A 16,123-nucleotide genomic window follows, 5' to 3' on the forward strand; every position below is an offset into this window, starting at 1 on the left:
TCACGTTGGGCCCAACGTCACGCGCTTGATGTTTTTAGAAAGCGCGAGCCTCTCAATATCTATTAGGCTATTGAGGATTCGCAGGATAAGTTCGGTACCACTAATTTCGATTGCACTCCGGTGCCCAGCGCCGAGAATTGAGCCGCTGCGCCGTTGGGGCGAATTGAAACTGCCCAACGAAATAAGACCGGAAAGTCATCAAGACGGAAAAACCTACGGTTCGGTTTACAGATGCATGTATGCAGATAGGTCTGCAGCGACAATTACTACGGGCATCGGTACGCCCGGTCAGGGTCGCTTCACACATCCGACGCGAGCTCGTCTGATTACGCCACAAGAAGCTGCACGAATCCAATGTTTTCCCGACGGATACGGCTTTGAAGCCCCTAAAGGAAACACGACCAGAAAAGAGCTCGCAAAGTGGATCGGGGATGCCGTGCCTCCCTTGCTTGGCATGATGGCGGTTTCAGCCGCTCTTTCCGAAGCAAGCGGCACCGAACCCAATCTGCCCTGGTAGGCTGCCGACTTCTGGAGATCGGCTTTTGGCTGATAAGATCAAAGTGTTAACGCGACGGCTCTGTCGCGCTTTCTGGATGGTCTCGGCGTAGGTTCCTCGTCGAGGCGATGCATCAGACCGACACAGCCGGTTCAGCCCAGAGCCCATCGGACTGGCCACACCACCGCGTTCACGGCAGGATGGACTTGACCGCGCGGGGTGCTGCGCCACGTAGACCGGTCAGGGTGACGGGCCGGAGTCCGCTCCCGCACGGAGAATTGCGGCACATGGCAAGTGGGAGACGGCGATGAACAAGATATCCATCATGAAACTCGATGATCTGCCTGACCGATCCCCCGAATATGCGCTCGTGGCCGATGTCGACCTCGTCGTCGTGCGCTTCGACGACGCGGTCTCGGTGTTTTACGGGCGGTGCCTGCACCGGGGGGCGCTCATGTCGGACGGCTTCGTGCGCGGCGACGACCTGATCTGCGGGCTGCACAACTGGGATTACCGGCTGGATACCGGGGTGTCGGCCTATAACAACGAGGAAAAGCTGCCCAAGTTCAGCTCGTGGGTCGAAAACGGCGAGATCCTCGTCGATGCGGACGAGATCGGCGATTGGGCGAAGGACAATCCGCAACCCTACAACCGCGACGCCTATCTCGGGCTCTACGCCGACCCGTCGGGCGGCGCACCGGAAGAGCAGGAAACCGGGCTGATCCAGCAATATGCCAAGGACGGGCTGTCCAAGACCGGGCACCACGGCAAGCTCGCCTCGATGGGCGTGTCGCGCGAAAGCCTGCCGAAATGGGACGACATCCAAATCCTCACCGCACAGTTGCACAAGCCGCCGATGCTCGACGACGAGGCTGTGGGGACAGACGTGGTGATCGGACCGAATGCGCAGAAACCGCTGCGGCTCAGGATCCCGCTGATGGTGTCGGACATGTCCTTCGGGGCGCTGTCGGTGTCGGCCAAGGTCGCGATGGCGCAAGGGGCCGAAATGGCGGGAACCGGGATCTGCTCGGGCGAAGGCGGGATGCTGCCCGAAGAGCAGGAGGCCAACAGCCGGTATTTCTACGAACTCGCCTCGGCGAAGTTCGGGTTCGAGTGGGACAAGCTCAAAGGCGTTCAGGCGTTTCACTTCAAGGGCGGTCAGGGGGCCAAGACCGGAACCGGCGGGCACCTGCCGGGAAACAAGGTCACCGACAAGATCGCCGAAGTGCGGGGGCTGGGCGAAGGCGAAGACGCGGTCTCGCCGGCGCGGTTCCCGGAATGGACCGATCCGGCGCAGATCAAGGACTTCGCCGACGAGGTGCGCGACCGGACGGGTGGCATCCCGATCGGCTACAAACTGTCGGCGCAGCACATCGAACGGGATATCGACGCCGCGCTGGAGGTGGGGGTTGACTACATCATCCTCGACGGGCGCGGCGGCGGCACCGGGGCCGCACCGACGATCTTCCGGGACAATATCTCGGTGCCGACGATCCCCGCGCTGGCGCGGGCGCGGCGGCATCTGGATGCGTCGGCGCGGGGCGACGTGACGCTGGTGATCACGGGCGGGTTGCGCAGCCCGGCCGATTTCATCAAGGCGCTGGCGCTCGGGGCGGATGCGGTCGCGGTGTCGAATGCGGCCATGCAGGCGATTGGCTGCCTCGCGATGCGGGCCTGCCACACCAACAACTGCCCGGTCGGGATCGCAACGCAAAAACCCAACCTCGTCAGCCGCTTGATCGTCGACAAGTCGGCCAAGCAACTGGCCAATTTCTTCGAGGCGAGCGTCGAGCTGATGCAGGTCATGGCGCGGGCCTGCGGGCACGATCATGTCTCGAAATTCAACGTCGACGATCTGACGACGTGGAAAAAGGACATGGCAGAGCTGTCCGGAGTGCGCTTTGGCGGCGTCGGTTAATCGGGAACCGGCGCCCAGATCACGTCGTCGATGCGCGGGGCGCCGGTGGCGAGCATGACCAGCCGGTCAAAGCCGAGCGCGATGCCGCTGGCCTCGGGCATATGCTCCAGAGCGGCAAGGAAATCCTCGTCGAGCGGATAGCGCTTGCCGTAGACGCGCTGCATCTCGGCCATCTCGGCCTCGAAGCGGCGGCGCTGCTCGGCGGGGTCGGTCAGCTCACCAAAACCATTGGCGAGTTCGACCCCGCAGGCATAAAGCTCGAACCGCTCGGCCACGCGGGGGTCGTCCGGGGCCTTGCGGGCAAGGGCGGCCTCGGCCACGGGATAGCGGTCCAGAATGGTCATCCGACCATGGCCGAGATGCGGTTCGACCTTCTCCACGAGAATGCGGGACAGCATGTCGGACCAGGTGTCATCCGGGGCGGCACGCATCCCGCGGCGGGCCATTTGGGCGGCGAGGGCCTGCGCATCCGGGGCACCTTGGGCGTCGACCGTGGCCAAGAGATCGATCGAGGCATAGCGGGCAAAGGCATCGGCCACGTTCAAACGCTCGGGCGGGGCAAAGGGATCGCAGGTGGCCTCGCGAAAGCGCAGGATCGTGGCTCCGGCCGCGCGGGCCGCCAGAGCCACGAGGGCCCCGCAATCGGCCATCAACGCCTCGTAGGGGGCATCGGCGCGATACCACTCGAGCATGATGAACTCAGGGCTGTGCAAGACGCCACGCTCGCGATTGCGCCAAACGTGGGCGAAAGCGGCGATGCGGGTCTCTCCGGCAGCGAGGAGCTTCTTCATCGCGAATTCCGGCGAGGTGTGCAGATAGAGGGGCCGCGACAGGCCGTCGTTGCCCACCGCTTCGGTGGCAAAGGCATGCAAATGGGCCTCGTTGCCGGGTGAGACCTGCATCGCCATCGGGTCGACTTCGACAAAGTCCTGCTCCGCAAACCACACGCGCATCTGCGCCTGAATACGGGCGCGGGCCAACATCAGGGGACGGCGGTCGGCATGTCGGCGCGGATGCCACCACGGCGTGTCGACGGGGCTCATCGGCCCACCGCTTTGATCTGGCGAAATGGCGCGAGATAGGTTAGGGGCAAGGGCAAATACTCAGCCTCACTGCACAAGGATGCATCCGTGAAAGTCATCGCCTCCAGCCTCCGTAAAGGGAACGTCCTCGACATCGACGGCAAGCTCTATGTCGTCCTGACCGCCCAGAATTTCCATCCCGGCAAGGGCACTCCCGTGACCCAGATCGACATGCGCCGCATCTCCGACGGGGTCAAGGTCTCCGAACGGTGGCGGACGACAGAACAGGTCGAAAGGGCGCATGTCGAAGAGCGGGACTACGACTTCCTCTACGAGGACGGCGAGGGGTTCCACTTCATGGAGCCCAACACCTACGAACAGGTCACCGTCACCGAAGACGTGATCGGCGACAGCAAGGTCTACCTGACCGACGGACTGCGGGTCTCGATCAAGACCTACGAAGAGGTCGCCATCGCGATGGAATTGCCTCAACGGATGGTCGTCGAGATCACCGAGACGGAGCCGGTCGTCAAAGGCCAAACCGCCTCGTCCTCCTACAAGCCTGCGATGTGTTCGAATGGGCTGCGGATCATGGTGCCGCCGCACATCAGCGCCGAAACCCGGGTCGTGATCAACACCGACGACAATTCCTACGTCGAACGGTCCAAGGACTGACAGGTCGCTGGGGGCGCTGCCCCCAAACCCCCGCCGTATTTGGAGCCAAAAGAAACCAAGCTCACCTTCGCTTCTTTTGGCTTTCAAATACGGAAATCCCGAACGTCGCCGCAGGCGCGCGGCCGGGATTACATCGCGGCCTCGAACAGGCTCCGCGTGTTCTCCAGCGTCATGGCGACCGGGTTGCCTCCGACGCTCGGGTCTTCGATGGCCATGGCAGTCAACTCGTCCAGACGCTCGGCCTCGACGCCCATCGCGGACAGGCCCGACGGGATCGCCAGCATCTCGCGCAGTTCCATGACGCGGGCGACAAAGCCTTCGTATCCGCCGGCGATCCCCATATAGGCCGCCGCCTGCGCCAGTCGGCCTTCGATGGCGGGCCGGTTGAAGGCGAGGCAGGCGGGCATCACCACCGCGTTCGTGGTGCCGTGATGGGTGCCGTAGACTGCCCCAACCGGGTGGCTCAGCGCGTGGATCGCACCCAGCCCCTTCTGGAAGGCAACCGCCCCCATCGCGGCGGCGCTCATCATAAGAGCCCGCGCCTCGATATCCGTCCCGTCCACATAGGCGCGCAGCAGGTTGTCGTTGACCAGCCGCAATCCTTCGAGCGCGATCCCCTGGCTCATCGGGTGATAGTGCGGCGAGCAGAACGCCTCGAGGCAATGGGCAAAGGCATCCATCCCCGTACCGGCGGTGATCATCTTGGGCATGCCCACGGTCAACTCCGGATCGCAGATGACGACCGACGGCAGCACCTTGGGGTGGAAGATGATCTTCTTCACATGGGTTTCGGAGTTGGTGATGACCGAGGCCCGGCCCACTTCGGAGCCTGTGCCCGCCGTCGTCGGCACCGCGACGATGGGCGCGATGCCTGCCGGATCGGCGCGGGTGTACCAGTCGCCCACATCCTCGAAGTCCCACAATGGCCGGGTCTGCCCGGACATGAAGGCGACCATCTTGCCCAGATCGAGCCCGGAGCCGCCGCCAAAGGCCACGACCCCGTCGTGCCCACCGGCCCGATAGGCGGCCAGCCCCACGGCGAGGTTCAACTCGTTTGGGTTCGGGTCCACTTCGGAAAACAGCGCCCGGCCCAGCCCCGCAGCCTCGAGAATGTCGAGCGCGCGCGTCGTGATCTCCATCCCGGCAAGCCCGCGGTCGGTGACCAGCAGGGGCCGCGTGATCCCGGCCTGTGCGCAGGCGGCGGGCAGTTCAGCGATCCGCCCTGCCCCGAACTTGATCGCCGTGGGGTAAGACCAATTGGCGGTGATGCTCATGCTTTGACCTTTCTCATGTGATAGCTGCGCGGCCGGGTGACCGAGGCATAGCCGATGGCCGACATCGCGCCGCCGCGGCCGGTGTCCTTGCACCCGGTCCAGCAGACCGCCGGGTCGATGTAATCGGCGCGGTTCAGGAAGACGGTGCCGGTCTCGATCCGGCGACCAAGGGCCATCGCCCGTTCGGGGTCGCTCGTCCAGAGGCTCGCGGTCAGCCCGTAGGCGCAATCGTTCATCAGGGCGAGCGCTTCCTCGTCGTCCTTGACCGACATAATGCCGACCACCGGGCCAAAGCTCTCCTCGCGCATCACCGCCATGGAATGATCCACGTCCACGAGCACTTGCGGAGCGAGATAGGCGCCGCCGTCATCGGCGGGGAAATGGGCCGGGTCAATCAGGGGCTTGGCCCCGGCGGCCACGGCATCCGCGATCTGATCGCGGACCACCGAGGCAAAGCGGGCATGGGCCATCGGGCCGATGGTCGTGTCGGCGTCAAACGGGTTACCCAGTTTCAGCGCGTTCACCCATGCCACCGCCTTTTCGACAAAGGCGTCATAGAGGCTCTCATGGACGTAGATCCGCTCGATCCCGCAGCAGCATTGGCCGGCGTTGAACATCGCCCCGTCCATCAGCGTATCGACGGCCCAGTCGATATCGGCATCGGCCATGACATAGCCCGGATCCTTGCCGCCAAGCTCGAGGCCCGTGCCGGTGAAGGTGCCCGCTGCGGCCCGTTCGATCGCGCGGCCTCCGCCGACCGATCCGGTGAAGTTCACGAAATCAAAGGCCCGGGCCGCGATCAGGCGCTCGGTGCCGGCGTGATCCAGAACCACGTTCTGAAACACCCCGTCGGGCAGGCCGGCAAAGGCCTCGGCCAGCATTTCGCCCACCAGCAGGGTCTGGCTGGCATGCTTGAGCATCACCGCATTTCCCGCCACCAGCGCCGGAACGATGGTGTTCATCGCGGTCATGTAGGGGTAGTTCCACGGCGCGATGACAAAGACCACGCCTTGAGGGGCGCGCTCAATCCGGCGGTCAAACTTCGGGCTGTCCTCGACGATCTCGGGGGCGAGCGCGGTTTCGGCGATGCTCAGCATGTAGTTCGAGCGTTCGTTCATGCCGCCGAATTCACCGCCATAGCGGGTCGGGCGGCCCATCTGCCAGGCCAGTTCCTCGACAGCGCGGTCGGACATGGTGTTGAGCGTGGCGAGAGCTGCACGAACCATCTCGATCCGCTCTGTCAGGGGGCGGGCGGCCCAGCCCGACTGGGCGGCCTTGGCGGCGGCAACCGCGGCGTCGGCCTCGGCCTCCGTCAGGACGGGGCGCTCGGCATAAAGGCTCCCGTCGACGGGCGATATACATTTGATTGTCTTGGTCATGTCGGTGTCCTTAAGCGCGTTCAAAGCCGCGTTTGATGTCCCAGTCCGTAACGGCCCGGTCGTTTTCGGCAATCTCCCAGCGGGCGGCGTGGACGTAGTGATCGACCACGTCGTCGCCGAAGGCAGAGCGCAACATCGTCGACCCGTCAAGGGCTGTCGCCGCGTCGCGCAGGGTCGACGGGATCTCGCGGGCTTCGCCGGCCTGATAGACGTCGCCCGAGGCTTCGGGCTCCAGCACCAAGCCCTGCTCGATGCCGGTCAGGCCCGCCGCAAGCTGCGAGGCCAGCGCCAGATACGGGTTGAGATCCGCCCCGCCGATGCGGCACTCGACGCGCACCCCCTTGGTGTCGGCGCCGCAAACCCGGAAGCCCGCGGTGCGGTTGTCCATCGACCAGACCGCCTTGGTGGGGGCAAACATCCCGACGGTGAACCGCTTGTAGCTGTTGACGTAGGGCGCCAGAAAGGCCGTCACGTCAGAGGCATGGGCCAAGAGGCCCGCCATATAGGCGCGCATCGTGGCGCTCATGCCATGCTCGGCGGCCGGGTCGTAGAACACCGGCGTGCTGCCCTGCCAGAGCGACTGGTGGACGTGGCTCGACGATCCGGCCCGGTCGGTCGCATATTTCGCCATGAAGGTCACCGAACGGCCGTGGTTGAAGGCGATCTCCTTGGTCGCGTTCTTGGTGATCGTGTGCATGTCGGCGGTGTCGAGAGCATCGGAATACTTGATGTTGATCTCTTCCTGCCCGGTTTCGGCCTCGCCCTTGGAATTCTCCACCGGGATGCCGGCGCCATAGAGGCCGTTGCGCAGATCGCGCATCACCGCCTCTTCCTTGGTCGTGCCCATGATCGCATAATCGACGTTGTAGCGGCCGAGGGTCTGCAAATCGCGATAGCCCTGGTCGTTGAGCGCATCGAAGCTCTGTTCGAACAGGTAGAACTCGAGCTCGGTCGCCATCATCGGGGTGAAGCCCATCGCCTCGGCACGGGCGATCTGGCGCTTCAAAATGGCGCGCGGCGAGACGGAGACCTCTTCGTGGGTGTGGTGATCCAACAGATCGCACATCACCATCGCCGTCCCGGGCAGCCACGGCACCCGGCGCAGGGTGCTCAGATCGGGCTTGTGAACGTAATCGCCATAGCCCGCCTCCCAGGATGTCGACTTGTAACCGGGAACGGTGTTCATCTCGATATCCGTGGCCAGCAGATAGTTGCAGCCGTGGGTCTCGTGATAGCCGCCGTTCACGAAATGCGCGGCGTGAAAGCGCTTTCCCATCATCCGGCCCTGCATATCCACGACGCAGGTCAGAACAGTGTCGATTTCGCCCGCATCCACTGCGGCTTTCAGAGCATCAAGTGTCAGGTTGGCAGGCATTGGCGCATACTTTCTTCAAGACGGACTTGTCATTCTTTGATGTGAAACGGTTCGCGAGGGCCAATCTGGCCCCCGCGCTTGTCTTTTTGCGATGGGATCAGCGGTAGGGGTAGCCTGCCGCTTCCATCGTTGCCGCATAGGCCTTGAACGCATCTACAACCTTGCCCGCACGTGGGGAAGAGGCCGCGATTTCGTCCCAGAACACCTGAGCATCGGCGTTGACCTGCGCCCATTCGTCGGCGGGCAGCGATGTCAGCTCCATCTTCTCGCCTTCGACGCGCAGCTTGGCCTCGCCGCCCCAATACCACTGGGCACGGTAATAGTGCGACTGGTCGATGGTGCTGCGATACAGCTGCTGCAGATGCGGCGGGACAGCGTTCCAGCTTTCGGTATTGGCGAAATAGCTGCCGAACCACGCGCCGGTCATCGAGTTGGTCAGGGCATAGTTGCACAGATCGGCCCAGCCGACCTCGTAGGCTTCGGTAAATCCGCACCATGCCACGCCGTCCAGCTCGCCGGTTTGCAGCGCGACTTCCACGTCGTCCCACGGCACGGTGACCGGGATCAGGCCGTATTGCGACAGGAAGCGGCCCGCGGTCGGCACACCGAACACTCGCTTGCCGCGCATGTCGGCAAGGCTGCGGATCGAGTCCTTCGAGAAGATATGCAGCGGATCCCAAGCGCCCGAGGACAGCCACGTGACGTTCTCGACTTCGCCGTAGGCTTCGGCCCAGATCTCGTTCAGCCCGTAGTAGGAAAACAGCGCCGGCACATCGAGCGAGTAGCGCGTGGCAAATGGGAAATACCCGCCAAAGACCGAGATATCGACCGGCGAGGCCATCGTCGCATCATCCGACTGCACCGCGTCGATGGTGCCGTTCTGCATGGCGCGGAACAGCTCGCCCGTGGGGACCAACTGGTCGGCGTAATAGAGTTCGATCTCCATTTCGCCGTTTGCGGCGGCGTTGAACGCATCCACCTGCGGCTTGATCACATGGGCACCAAGGGGGGCGCCGGAATAGGTCTGCAAACGCCACCGGATCGGAGCCTGCGCCTTGACGATCGACGGGGCGGCAAGCGCAGCCGGGGCCGCGATACCGGCCGCAAGGAACTTGCGGCGCGAGGCGAGGATCTTCTCGCTGGGGCTTAGGATCTTGTCAGTCATCTTCAACTCTCCTTGGTTGGTATGGGGCCTCTTGTCGGGCCTTGGGGTCAACGGCCGCGCACGGTTTCGGGCAGCCAAAGGGCAATCTGCGGAAAGAACATAACGAGGGCGATGGTCGTCGCCATCATGATCACAAACGGCCAGATCGACCGATAGATGTCCAAAAGGCCAATTTCCTTGGGCGCCATCGCGCGCATCAGGAACAGGTTATAGCCGAACGGCGGCGTGATATAGGCGATCTGACAGGTCATCGTGTAAAGTACGCCAAACCAGATCAACTGGTTGTCGAAACCCAGATCGAGCAGCTTGACCAGCGGCACATATAGCGGGGCCACGATCACCAGCATCGCGGTGTCGTCCAGAAACATGCCCATCACGATAAAGCTCAGCTGCATCATGATGATCACCTGCCACGGGGTCAGCTCCCAACGGGTAATGAACAGCGTCTCGATGGCGCGGACCGCCCCGATCCCGTCGAACACCGCGCCAAAGGCGAGGGCCGCGAGGATCAGCCACAGGAACATGCACGAAATCGCCAAGGTCTTGCGGGCGGTCTCGTGGATCATCTTGAACGACAGACGGCGCTTCCAAGCGGCGGCCAGCGTGGCCGAGGTCGCCCCCACGGCAGAGCTTTCGACCAGCGAGGTGACGCCCATGACAAACAGGCCGGTCATCGCGAAGAAGATCGCGAAGGGGATGATGCCCGCACGCAAGAGCGCCAGCTTCTCGCGCATCGGCATGGCCAATTCCTCGTCGCTGACCACCGGGGCGAGGTCCGGGTTCACCCGGCAGCGGACCCAGATGTAGATGACGAACATCGTCGCCATCAAAAGGCCGGGGATCACACCGGCCAGCCACAACTGGCTCACCGGCTGGCGGGCGATCATACCGTAAAGCACCATGACCACGGAGGGCGGCACAAGGATGCCCAGAGACGAGCCGCCTTGGACGACGCCGGTGATCAGCACCTTGTCATAGCCCCGGCGGAGCATCTCCGGCAGGGCGATGGTGGCCCCAATCGCCATGCCGGCCACGCTCAGCCCGTTCATCGCCGAGATGATCACCATCAACAGAATGGTGCCGATGGCCAGCCCGCCTCGCACCCTGCCGAACCAGACATGGAGCATCCGGTAAAGGTCTTCGGCAATCCCGCTCTCGCTCAGGATATAGCCCATGTAGATGAACAGGGGCAGCGTGAGCATCGGAAACCAGTTGAACAGCTTGAACGCCTGACTGAACGGGATTTCGACCCCGCCGGTGCCATAGAGCATCAGCACCATGCCCGAGGCGACAAATCCGATGGCGGCGAACACGCGCTGTCCGGTCAGCAACAGCACCATCATCGACGCGAACATCAAGATGGCGATCATCTCATAGCTCATACGAGGGGCTCTCCCTTCGCGGCGTGCCAGTATTTGATGATCAGGGCAAAGGTCTGGCCCACCATGAGCACGATACAGGCGGTCATCAGCGCCTTGATGGGGATCATCGACGGGTTCCACATGCTGAACCGGCGCTCGCCGGTCTCGATGGCATAGGTCAGCGACGACACCGAGCCGAACAGCAAGACGCCCAGATAGAACAACAGGCAGATCATCGTGATCAGGTCCATCTTGGCCTTTCCGGTGTCGCTGAGACGGTCATAGAACAGGTCCATGCGGACGTGGTCGTTGTCCTTGAGGGTCATGGCCCCGCCCATGAAGTAATAGGCGGCGAGGGTAAACTGGGCGGCCTCGATGCACCAATGCAGCGGAATGTCGATGACGTTACGGGTCACCGCGTCCAAGAGAAGGATCGCGATCATCAGGAAAATCAGATACATGGCAACGATGCCGACCCAATCGGCCAGCTTGTCCATTGCCCGCACATAGGCCCGCATCACAGCACCCCGCCCCGTCTGGTTCCTAGCACACCGTCCCCCCATGTTCGGCCACAGCCGCCACGAACGAAGGCTCCGGCAGCACGTCACAGACAAGCACATCCATCTCGCTCAATGGACAGATCCGATGTGCCGCCGATTTGCCGAATTTCGCGCCATGCGCAAGAACGATGCAGCGTCTGGCGTGATTGCGCATTGCACGGGCGATCTGTGCCTCCTCCAGATCAGCATCCATGGCGCCCGCAGCTTCGTCAATGGCCGTGACCGTCAGCACGGCGGCATCGGCCTGAAACTGGGCGATCTGGGCGATGGTCTCGGGGCCGACGGTCTGGCCGTTGTCCGCGCGGTAGCGGCCGCCAAGCAGCAAGACCTCCGCCCCGCCCATGGCCTGGGCAATGCGGACCGAATTGGTCACCACCGTCAGGCCGGGCACAGAGGCCAGCGCCGCCGAGGCGGCCAGCGTCGTGGTGCCGGTGTCCATCAAGATGGTCTCGCCGGGGCGGATATGCGCGATGAGCTTGCGGGCGATCTCGGCCTTGGCACCGGCATGATCCATCATCCGCTCGGCAAAGCTGCCCTCGCCCAGAAACCGCATCCGGCGAGCCGCACCATGCACCTTTTGCAGCGCACCGGCCTCGGCCAATACCGCCAGATCGCGGCGGATGGTCTCGGGCGAGACGTCAAACGCCAGTGCCAGATCATCGACGCTGGCCTCGCCGCGATGATCGACAAGTTCCACAATCTCGCGCTGGCGATCTTTTGGCTTCACGGACTGGCCCCCTGATTGCGGCCAGCTAAGCGCAGTCAAATTGACCATGTCAACATGCAATTGACGGGTCACTCGCCCATTTGGTCACAAGACGCCTGTGGAATTGACTGAACGGGCAAGCTATGCCAGCGTTTGTATCAGCGCCCATCTGCCGGAGCCCGCCTTGCCGCACTCAGCCCCCTCCCCCGACCGCTATGACATCGCGATCATCGGCGCAGGCGTCGTCGGCTGCGCTCTGGCGCGGTCCTTCGCCATGGCCGGGGCGCGGGTGGTGGTGCTGGAAAAGGCGCACGACATCCTCGACGGCGCCTCCAAGGGCAACTCGGCGATCCTGCACACCGGGTTCGACGCCCCGACAGGCAGCCTGGAGGCGGCCTGCGTGGCGGCGGGACATGCCGAGTACCTCGAGATCCGCGAACGGCTTGGCCTGCCGCTGCTCACGTCCGGCGCCCTCGTCATCGCATGGAGCGACGAGGAGGAAGCCGCCCTGCCCGGCCTCATGGAGCAAGCCCGCAGCAACGGCGTGACCGACATCGAATACCTCGACGGTCCGGCGCTGCGCGAAGCTGAACCCGGGCTCGGCGCAGAGGCGCGGGCAGCGTTCCGGGTGCCGCGCGAATACCTGATCGACCCGTGGTCCGCGCCGCTGGCCTACCTGACGCAAGCCATCGCCCACGGCGCCGACGTCCGGCGGCGCTGCGAAGTGACGGGCGGCGCGTTCAACGGCACCGATTGGACGCTCAAGACCAGCCAAGGCCCCGTTCGGACCTCCAGCGTGATCAACGCCGCCGGGCTCTATGGCGACCGGATCGACGACCTGCTGCTCGGACGGACGGATTTCACGATCAAGCCGCGCAAGGGGCAGTTCATCGTCTACGACAAACCGGCCTTCGATCTGGCCCGCCACATCCTGTTGCCGGTGCCAACCAAGGTCACCAAGGGGATCGTGGTCTGCCGCACGATCTGGGGCAATCTGCTGGTCGGGCCAACCGCCGAAGAGCAGAACAGCCGCACGGACGCCGGCCTGCACCAGCCCACGCTGGAGGCGCTCAAGGCACGCGGGCAGGAAATTCTGCCCGCTCTGGCCCACCACAAAGTCACCGCCCTCTATGCCGGTCTGCGCCCCGCCACCGAGGAAAAGCATTACCGGATCAGCAAGCATCCCGAAAACATGATCACCGTCGGCGGTATCCGGTCCACCGGGCTCTCCGCCGCGCTGGGGATCGCACAACATGTCCGCAAGCTCTGGGAGGACGAACGCGCCCCCGATTGGATCGCACCGGAGCCGGTCTGGCCCAGCGTGCCGAACATCGCGGAAACTGCCCCACGAGACTGGCAAAGCCCCGGCCACGGCGGCGTGCTCTGCCATTGCGAGATGGTCACCGAGCGCGAAATCCGTGCCGCCCTCAACGGCCCGCTCCCCGCGCAATCGCTGGCCGGGCTAAAGCGGCGGACGCGGGTCACGATGGGGCGATGCCAAGGCTACTACTGCGCCGGTGCCTTGGCGCGGCTGACCAAAGGCAAACTCAGCCAGCCGATGACAGCCGATGACTGATCTACCTGCCGAAATCGACGTGGTGATCGTCGGCGCGGGCCCGGCGGGCCTCGCCGCCGCGACGGTCATCGCGCAGGGCGGCGGCTGCCGGGTCGTCGTGCTAGACCGTGAGGGGCAGGCCGGCGGCGTGCCGCGGCATTGCAGCCACTCGCCCTACGGCCTGCGGGAATTCCGGCGGCTGATGACCGGGCCGAGCTACGCCAAGACGCTGGTGGAAAAGGCCAAATCCGCCGGGGTCGTGATCCACACCGGGGTCAATGTCACCCGGCTCCTGCCCGGCCCCACGATCGAAGTCACCTCCGACGCCGGGCCCGCCACGATCCGCGCCCGCGCCGTGCTGCTGGCCACCGGCGCGCGCGAAACCACCCGGGCCGAACGGCTGATCGGCGGGACGAAGCCGCAAGGGGTGCTGTCGACCGGGGCGCTGCAGCTGCTGCTCGAAACCGGGCAGAAACCGTTCCACCGGCCGGTGATCCTCGGAACCGAACTGGTCGCCTTCTCGGCGCTGCTGTCCTGTCGGCTCGCCGGGATCAAACCGGTGGCGATGATCGAACCCTCCGACACGGTCACCGCCCGCTGGCCCACCGGGCTGTTCCCGCGGCTGCAAGGGACCCCGCTGCTCAAGAATACCCAAATCAGCCAGATCGACGGGCAGGCCCATGTCACCGGGGTGCAACTCAGCACCGGGCGCACCCTTCAGACCGACGGGCTGATCGTCAGCGGGCGGTTTCAGCCCGACGCGCCGCTCTTGGCCCGCAGCCCGATCCGGGCAGACCCCGACACCGGCGGGCCGGAGATCGACCAATTCGGGCGCTGCTCCGAGGCCGGTTACTTTGCCGCCGGAAACCTGCTCAGAGCAGTCGAGACGGCCGGTTGGAGCTGGTCCGAGGGGCGGGCGATCGGTGCGGCGATCCACGCCTATCTGAACGACGGGTTACCTGCCGATCCCGGGCAACGGATCCGGCGCAGCGGGCCGATCTCGGCCTTGGTGCCGCAGCGGATCGCGCCAGGGCCGGCACTGGGGCTCAGCAGCCTGCAACTCAGGGTCGGCACGGCGCTCACCGGCAGGCTCAGTCTGCTCTCGGACGGCTCCGTCATCGCGGGCAAAACCTTGCGCAGCCGACCAGAGCGCCGCATCCTGCTACCGCTGCCGCAGGCCGGAACCGGGCCAGAAGTGCGGCTCGAGCCAAGGGGGTCCAGATGATCCTCGCGATCGACCAAGGGACGACCAGCACTCGGGCGCTCATGGTATCCGAGACCGGGCAGATCACGCCGCTGGTCAGCCTGCCACACGGTCAGCACTACCCTCAGCCGGGCTGGGTCGAACACGACCCCGCCGAACTGCTGCGCAACATCGACACCTGCATCCGCGCCGGCGCCGAGGCCGGAGCGGTGGCGATCGGGCTGGCCAACCAGGGCGAAAGCTGCCTCGGCTGGGACGCGCGGACCGGTACGCCGGTCGGGCCGGTGATCGTCTGGCAGGATGCGCGGACCTCCGACGTGATCGCCGGACTCGAAGCCGCAGGCGCCGGCGACGAGGTGCTGCAACGGGCGGGACTGCCGCTCGACCCCTACTTCTCGGCCAGCAAACTGGGCTGGATCCTGCGGCACGTCCCCGAGGCGCAAAGGCTTGCCTCCGCCGGTCGCCTGCGGCTCGGCACCACCGACGCATGGTTCCGCGACAGGCTGACGGGGCGGTTCGAGACTGACGTGACAACCGCTTCGCGCACTTCGCTCATGGCGCTGGACAGCTGCACATGGGACGCCGAGCTGTGCGCACTCTTCGGCGTGCCGATCGAGTGCCTGCCCCGGATCACCCCCACCACCGGGATGCTGGGCGGCAGCCACGACCTGCCGCTGACCGCCAGCGTGACAGACCAGCAAGCCGCCCTCTACGGGCACGGCGGGCACCGGGCGGGTCAGGCCAAGATCACCTTCGGCACCGGAGCCTTCGCGCTGGCCGTGACCGGGCCACTCGTGCGGGCGCGGGGCGTGCTGCCGACCGTGGCGTGGCAGCTCGACGGCGCCGACCCGGTCTACGCGCTCGACGGCGGGGTCTATGCCGCGGCCTCGGCGGTGAACTGGGCGCATGGGCTGGGGTTGTTCCGCGATTACGACGACATCAACCGCTTCGACGGACGCGCCATCGACCGGGGTCTGGCCTTCGTGCCCGCCCTCGCCGGGCTCGCCTGCCCGCATTGGGACAGGGCCGCGCGAGGGGCGTGGCTGGGCCTCGGGCTCGACACCGGGCCGCGCGACATGATGCAGGCGCTGCTCGAAGGGGTTGCGCTGCGCACGGGCGAGGTCATCTCCGCGATCGAGGCCGCGATGCCGCTCGACGGGCCCATCGCCATCGACGGCGGGATGACGGCAAACCCCTACTTCTGCCAATTCCTGACCGATGTCCTCGGGCAGGACACCCGGCGGTCGGACGAGGCCGAACGAACGGCGCTCGGCACCGCCGCCCTCGCCGCACAGGGGATGGGGCTGACGCTCGCGCTACCGACGGCGGGCGACGTGCTGCAGCCAAAAGACTTCGACGAGACCGGCCTCGCGCGGTTCCGCGCCGCCCGCGAGGCGGTGTCGGCCTTCGGGGCGACGCTGCCCGGTTAAGCA

Annotated in this window: 14 protein-coding genes; 6 read left to right on the forward strand and 8 right to left on the reverse strand. The window is 65.1% G+C overall.

All coding sequences use genetic code 11. The features are described from left to right. Positions 1 to 28: 28 nt before the first annotated feature. Together LOM8899_RS23920 and LOM8899_RS13660 are read left to right on the forward strand one after the other, a co-directional pair. The gene (locus LOM8899_RS23920; protein WP_370739365.1) at positions 29 to 517 is read left to right on the forward strand and encodes a DNA cytosine methyltransferase; all 489 of its coding nucleotides are present in this window, start codon (positions 29 to 31) and stop codon (positions 515 to 517) included. Between the two features lie 286 nt (positions 518 to 803). Continuing rightward, entirely contained in the window at positions 804 to 2,414 is a 1,611-nt protein-coding gene (locus tag LOM8899_RS13660; protein ID WP_093992792.1) for a glutamate synthase-related protein, read from the forward strand. Here LOM8899_RS13660 and epmA read toward each other — a convergent pair. Further along, positions 2,411 to 3,457, reverse strand: a complete 1,047-nt coding sequence (epmA, locus tag LOM8899_RS13665; RefSeq protein ID WP_093992793.1) for an EF-P lysine aminoacylase EpmA — start codon at positions 3,455 to 3,457, stop codon at positions 2,411 to 2,413. The two genes, LOM8899_RS13660 and epmA, sit on opposite strands and share 4 nt — an antisense overlap. Before the next feature lie 87 nt (positions 3,458 to 3,544). Between epmA and efp the strand changes: the two genes are divergently transcribed. Next, positions 3,545 to 4,111 (forward strand): elongation factor P, encoded by a 567-nt coding sequence (efp, locus tag LOM8899_RS13670; RefSeq protein WP_093992794.1) that lies wholly within the window; start codon positions 3,545 to 3,547, stop codon positions 4,109 to 4,111. 128 nt (positions 4,112 to 4,239) lie between these two features. Here the strand turns inward: efp and LOM8899_RS13675 are convergent, their stop codons facing one another. The 7 genes from LOM8899_RS13675 to LOM8899_RS13705 all read right to left on the reverse strand — a co-directional run bounded on the left by LOM8899_RS13675 (position 4,240) and on the right by LOM8899_RS13705 (position 11,952). Continuing rightward, positions 4,240 to 5,385: an iron-containing alcohol dehydrogenase gene (locus LOM8899_RS13675; RefSeq protein ID WP_093992795.1), complete on the reverse strand. Its 1,146-nt coding sequence runs from the start codon at positions 5,383 to 5,385 to the stop codon at positions 4,240 to 4,242. Next, complete coding sequence (locus tag LOM8899_RS13680) at positions 5,382 to 6,764, reverse strand: aldehyde dehydrogenase family protein (RefSeq protein ID WP_093992796.1); 1,383 nt, start codon at positions 6,762 to 6,764, stop codon at positions 5,382 to 5,384. Before LOM8899_RS13680 ends, LOM8899_RS13675 begins: the two co-directional genes overlap by 4 nt. Positions 6,765 to 6,774: 10 nt before the next feature. Continuing rightward, a complete protein-coding gene (locus tag LOM8899_RS13685) occupies positions 6,775 to 8,139 on the reverse strand; it encodes a glutamine synthetase family protein (protein ID WP_093992797.1) in 1,365 nt (454 codons plus the stop codon). Between the two features lie 97 nt (positions 8,140 to 8,236). Continuing rightward, positions 8,237 to 9,304: a TRAP transporter substrate-binding protein DctP gene (dctP, locus tag LOM8899_RS13690; protein WP_093992798.1), complete on the reverse strand. Its 1,068-nt coding sequence runs from the start codon at positions 9,302 to 9,304 to the stop codon at positions 8,237 to 8,239. A 47-nt stretch (positions 9,305 to 9,351) separates the two neighbouring features. Further along, on the reverse strand, positions 9,352 to 10,686 hold the full coding sequence (locus LOM8899_RS13695; protein WP_093992799.1) for a TRAP transporter large permease: 1,335 nt from the start codon (positions 10,684 to 10,686) through the stop codon (positions 9,352 to 9,354). Continuing rightward, the gene (locus LOM8899_RS13700; RefSeq protein ID WP_093992800.1) at positions 10,683 to 11,183 is read right to left on the reverse strand and encodes a TRAP transporter small permease subunit; all 501 of its coding nucleotides are present in this window, start codon (positions 11,181 to 11,183) and stop codon (positions 10,683 to 10,685) included. Before LOM8899_RS13700 ends, LOM8899_RS13695 begins: the two co-directional genes overlap by 4 nt. Positions 11,184 to 11,208: 25 nt before the next feature. Further along, a complete protein-coding gene (locus LOM8899_RS13705) occupies positions 11,209 to 11,952 on the reverse strand; it encodes a DeoR/GlpR family DNA-binding transcription regulator (protein WP_093992996.1) in 744 nt (247 codons plus the stop codon). A 103-nt stretch (positions 11,953 to 12,055) separates the two neighbouring features. Here LOM8899_RS13705 and LOM8899_RS13710 point away from each other — a divergent pair, with 103 nt between their 5' ends. Genes LOM8899_RS13710 through LOM8899_RS13720 form a run of 3 tightly spaced genes read left to right on the forward strand, consistent with a single transcriptional unit; the run spans position 12,056 to position 16,120 of the window. Then, on the forward strand, positions 12,056 to 13,507 hold the full coding sequence (locus LOM8899_RS13710; RefSeq protein WP_245820534.1) for an NAD(P)/FAD-dependent oxidoreductase: 1,452 nt from the start codon (positions 12,056 to 12,058) through the stop codon (positions 13,505 to 13,507). After that, a complete protein-coding gene (locus tag LOM8899_RS13715; RefSeq protein WP_211096202.1) occupies positions 13,500 to 14,711 on the forward strand; it encodes an NAD(P)/FAD-dependent oxidoreductase in 1,212 nt (403 codons plus the stop codon). Before LOM8899_RS13710 ends, LOM8899_RS13715 begins: the two co-directional genes overlap by 8 nt. Then, the gene (locus tag LOM8899_RS13720) at positions 14,708 to 16,120 is read left to right on the forward strand and encodes an FGGY family carbohydrate kinase (protein WP_093992801.1); all 1,413 of its coding nucleotides are present in this window, start codon (positions 14,708 to 14,710) and stop codon (positions 16,118 to 16,120) included. The genes LOM8899_RS13715 and LOM8899_RS13720 overlap by 4 nt, the downstream gene beginning before the upstream one ends. Positions 16,121 to 16,123 lie beyond the last annotated feature (3 nt).

It is taken from the genome of Flavimaricola marinus (assembly GCF_900184895.1).
Classification (GTDB): Bacteria; Pseudomonadota; Alphaproteobacteria; order Rhodobacterales; family Rhodobacteraceae; genus Flavimaricola; species Flavimaricola marinus.

Excerpts from the sequence above, each read along its gene's own strand:
- LOM8899_RS13715 (WP_211096202.1), top strand. The coding sequence starts at position 13,500 with ATGACTGATCTACCTGCCGAAATCGACGTGGTGATCGTCGGCGCGGGC.
- LOM8899_RS13680 (WP_093992796.1), bottom strand. The coding sequence starts at position 6,764 with ATGACCAAGACAATCAAATGTATATCGCCCGTCGACGGGAGCCTTTAT.
- LOM8899_RS13700 (WP_093992800.1), bottom strand. The coding sequence starts at position 11,183 with ATGCGGGCCTATGTGCGGGCAATGGACAAGCTGGCCGATTGGGTCGGC.
- LOM8899_RS13660 (WP_093992792.1), top strand. The coding sequence starts at position 804 with ATGAACAAGATATCCATCATGAAACTCGATGATCTGCCTGACCGATCC.
- epmA (WP_093992793.1), bottom strand. The coding sequence starts at position 3,457 with ATGAGCCCCGTCGACACGCCGTGGTGGCATCCGCGCCGACATGCCGAC.
- LOM8899_RS13675 (WP_093992795.1), bottom strand. The coding sequence starts at position 5,385 with ATGAGCATCACCGCCAATTGGTCTTACCCCACGGCGATCAAGTTCGGG.
- LOM8899_RS13720 (WP_093992801.1), top strand. The coding sequence starts at position 14,708 with ATGATCCTCGCGATCGACCAAGGGACGACCAGCACTCGGGCGCTCATG.
- LOM8899_RS23920 (WP_370739365.1), top strand. The coding sequence starts at position 29 with ATGTTTTTAGAAAGCGCGAGCCTCTCAATATCTATTAGGCTATTGAGG.
- LOM8899_RS13695 (WP_093992799.1), bottom strand. The coding sequence starts at position 10,686 with ATGAGCTATGAGATGATCGCCATCTTGATGTTCGCGTCGATGATGGTG.
- LOM8899_RS13685 (WP_093992797.1), bottom strand. The coding sequence starts at position 8,139 with ATGCCTGCCAACCTGACACTTGATGCTCTGAAAGCCGCAGTGGATGCG.
- dctP (WP_093992798.1), bottom strand. The coding sequence starts at position 9,304 with ATGACTGACAAGATCCTAAGCCCCAGCGAGAAGATCCTCGCCTCGCGC.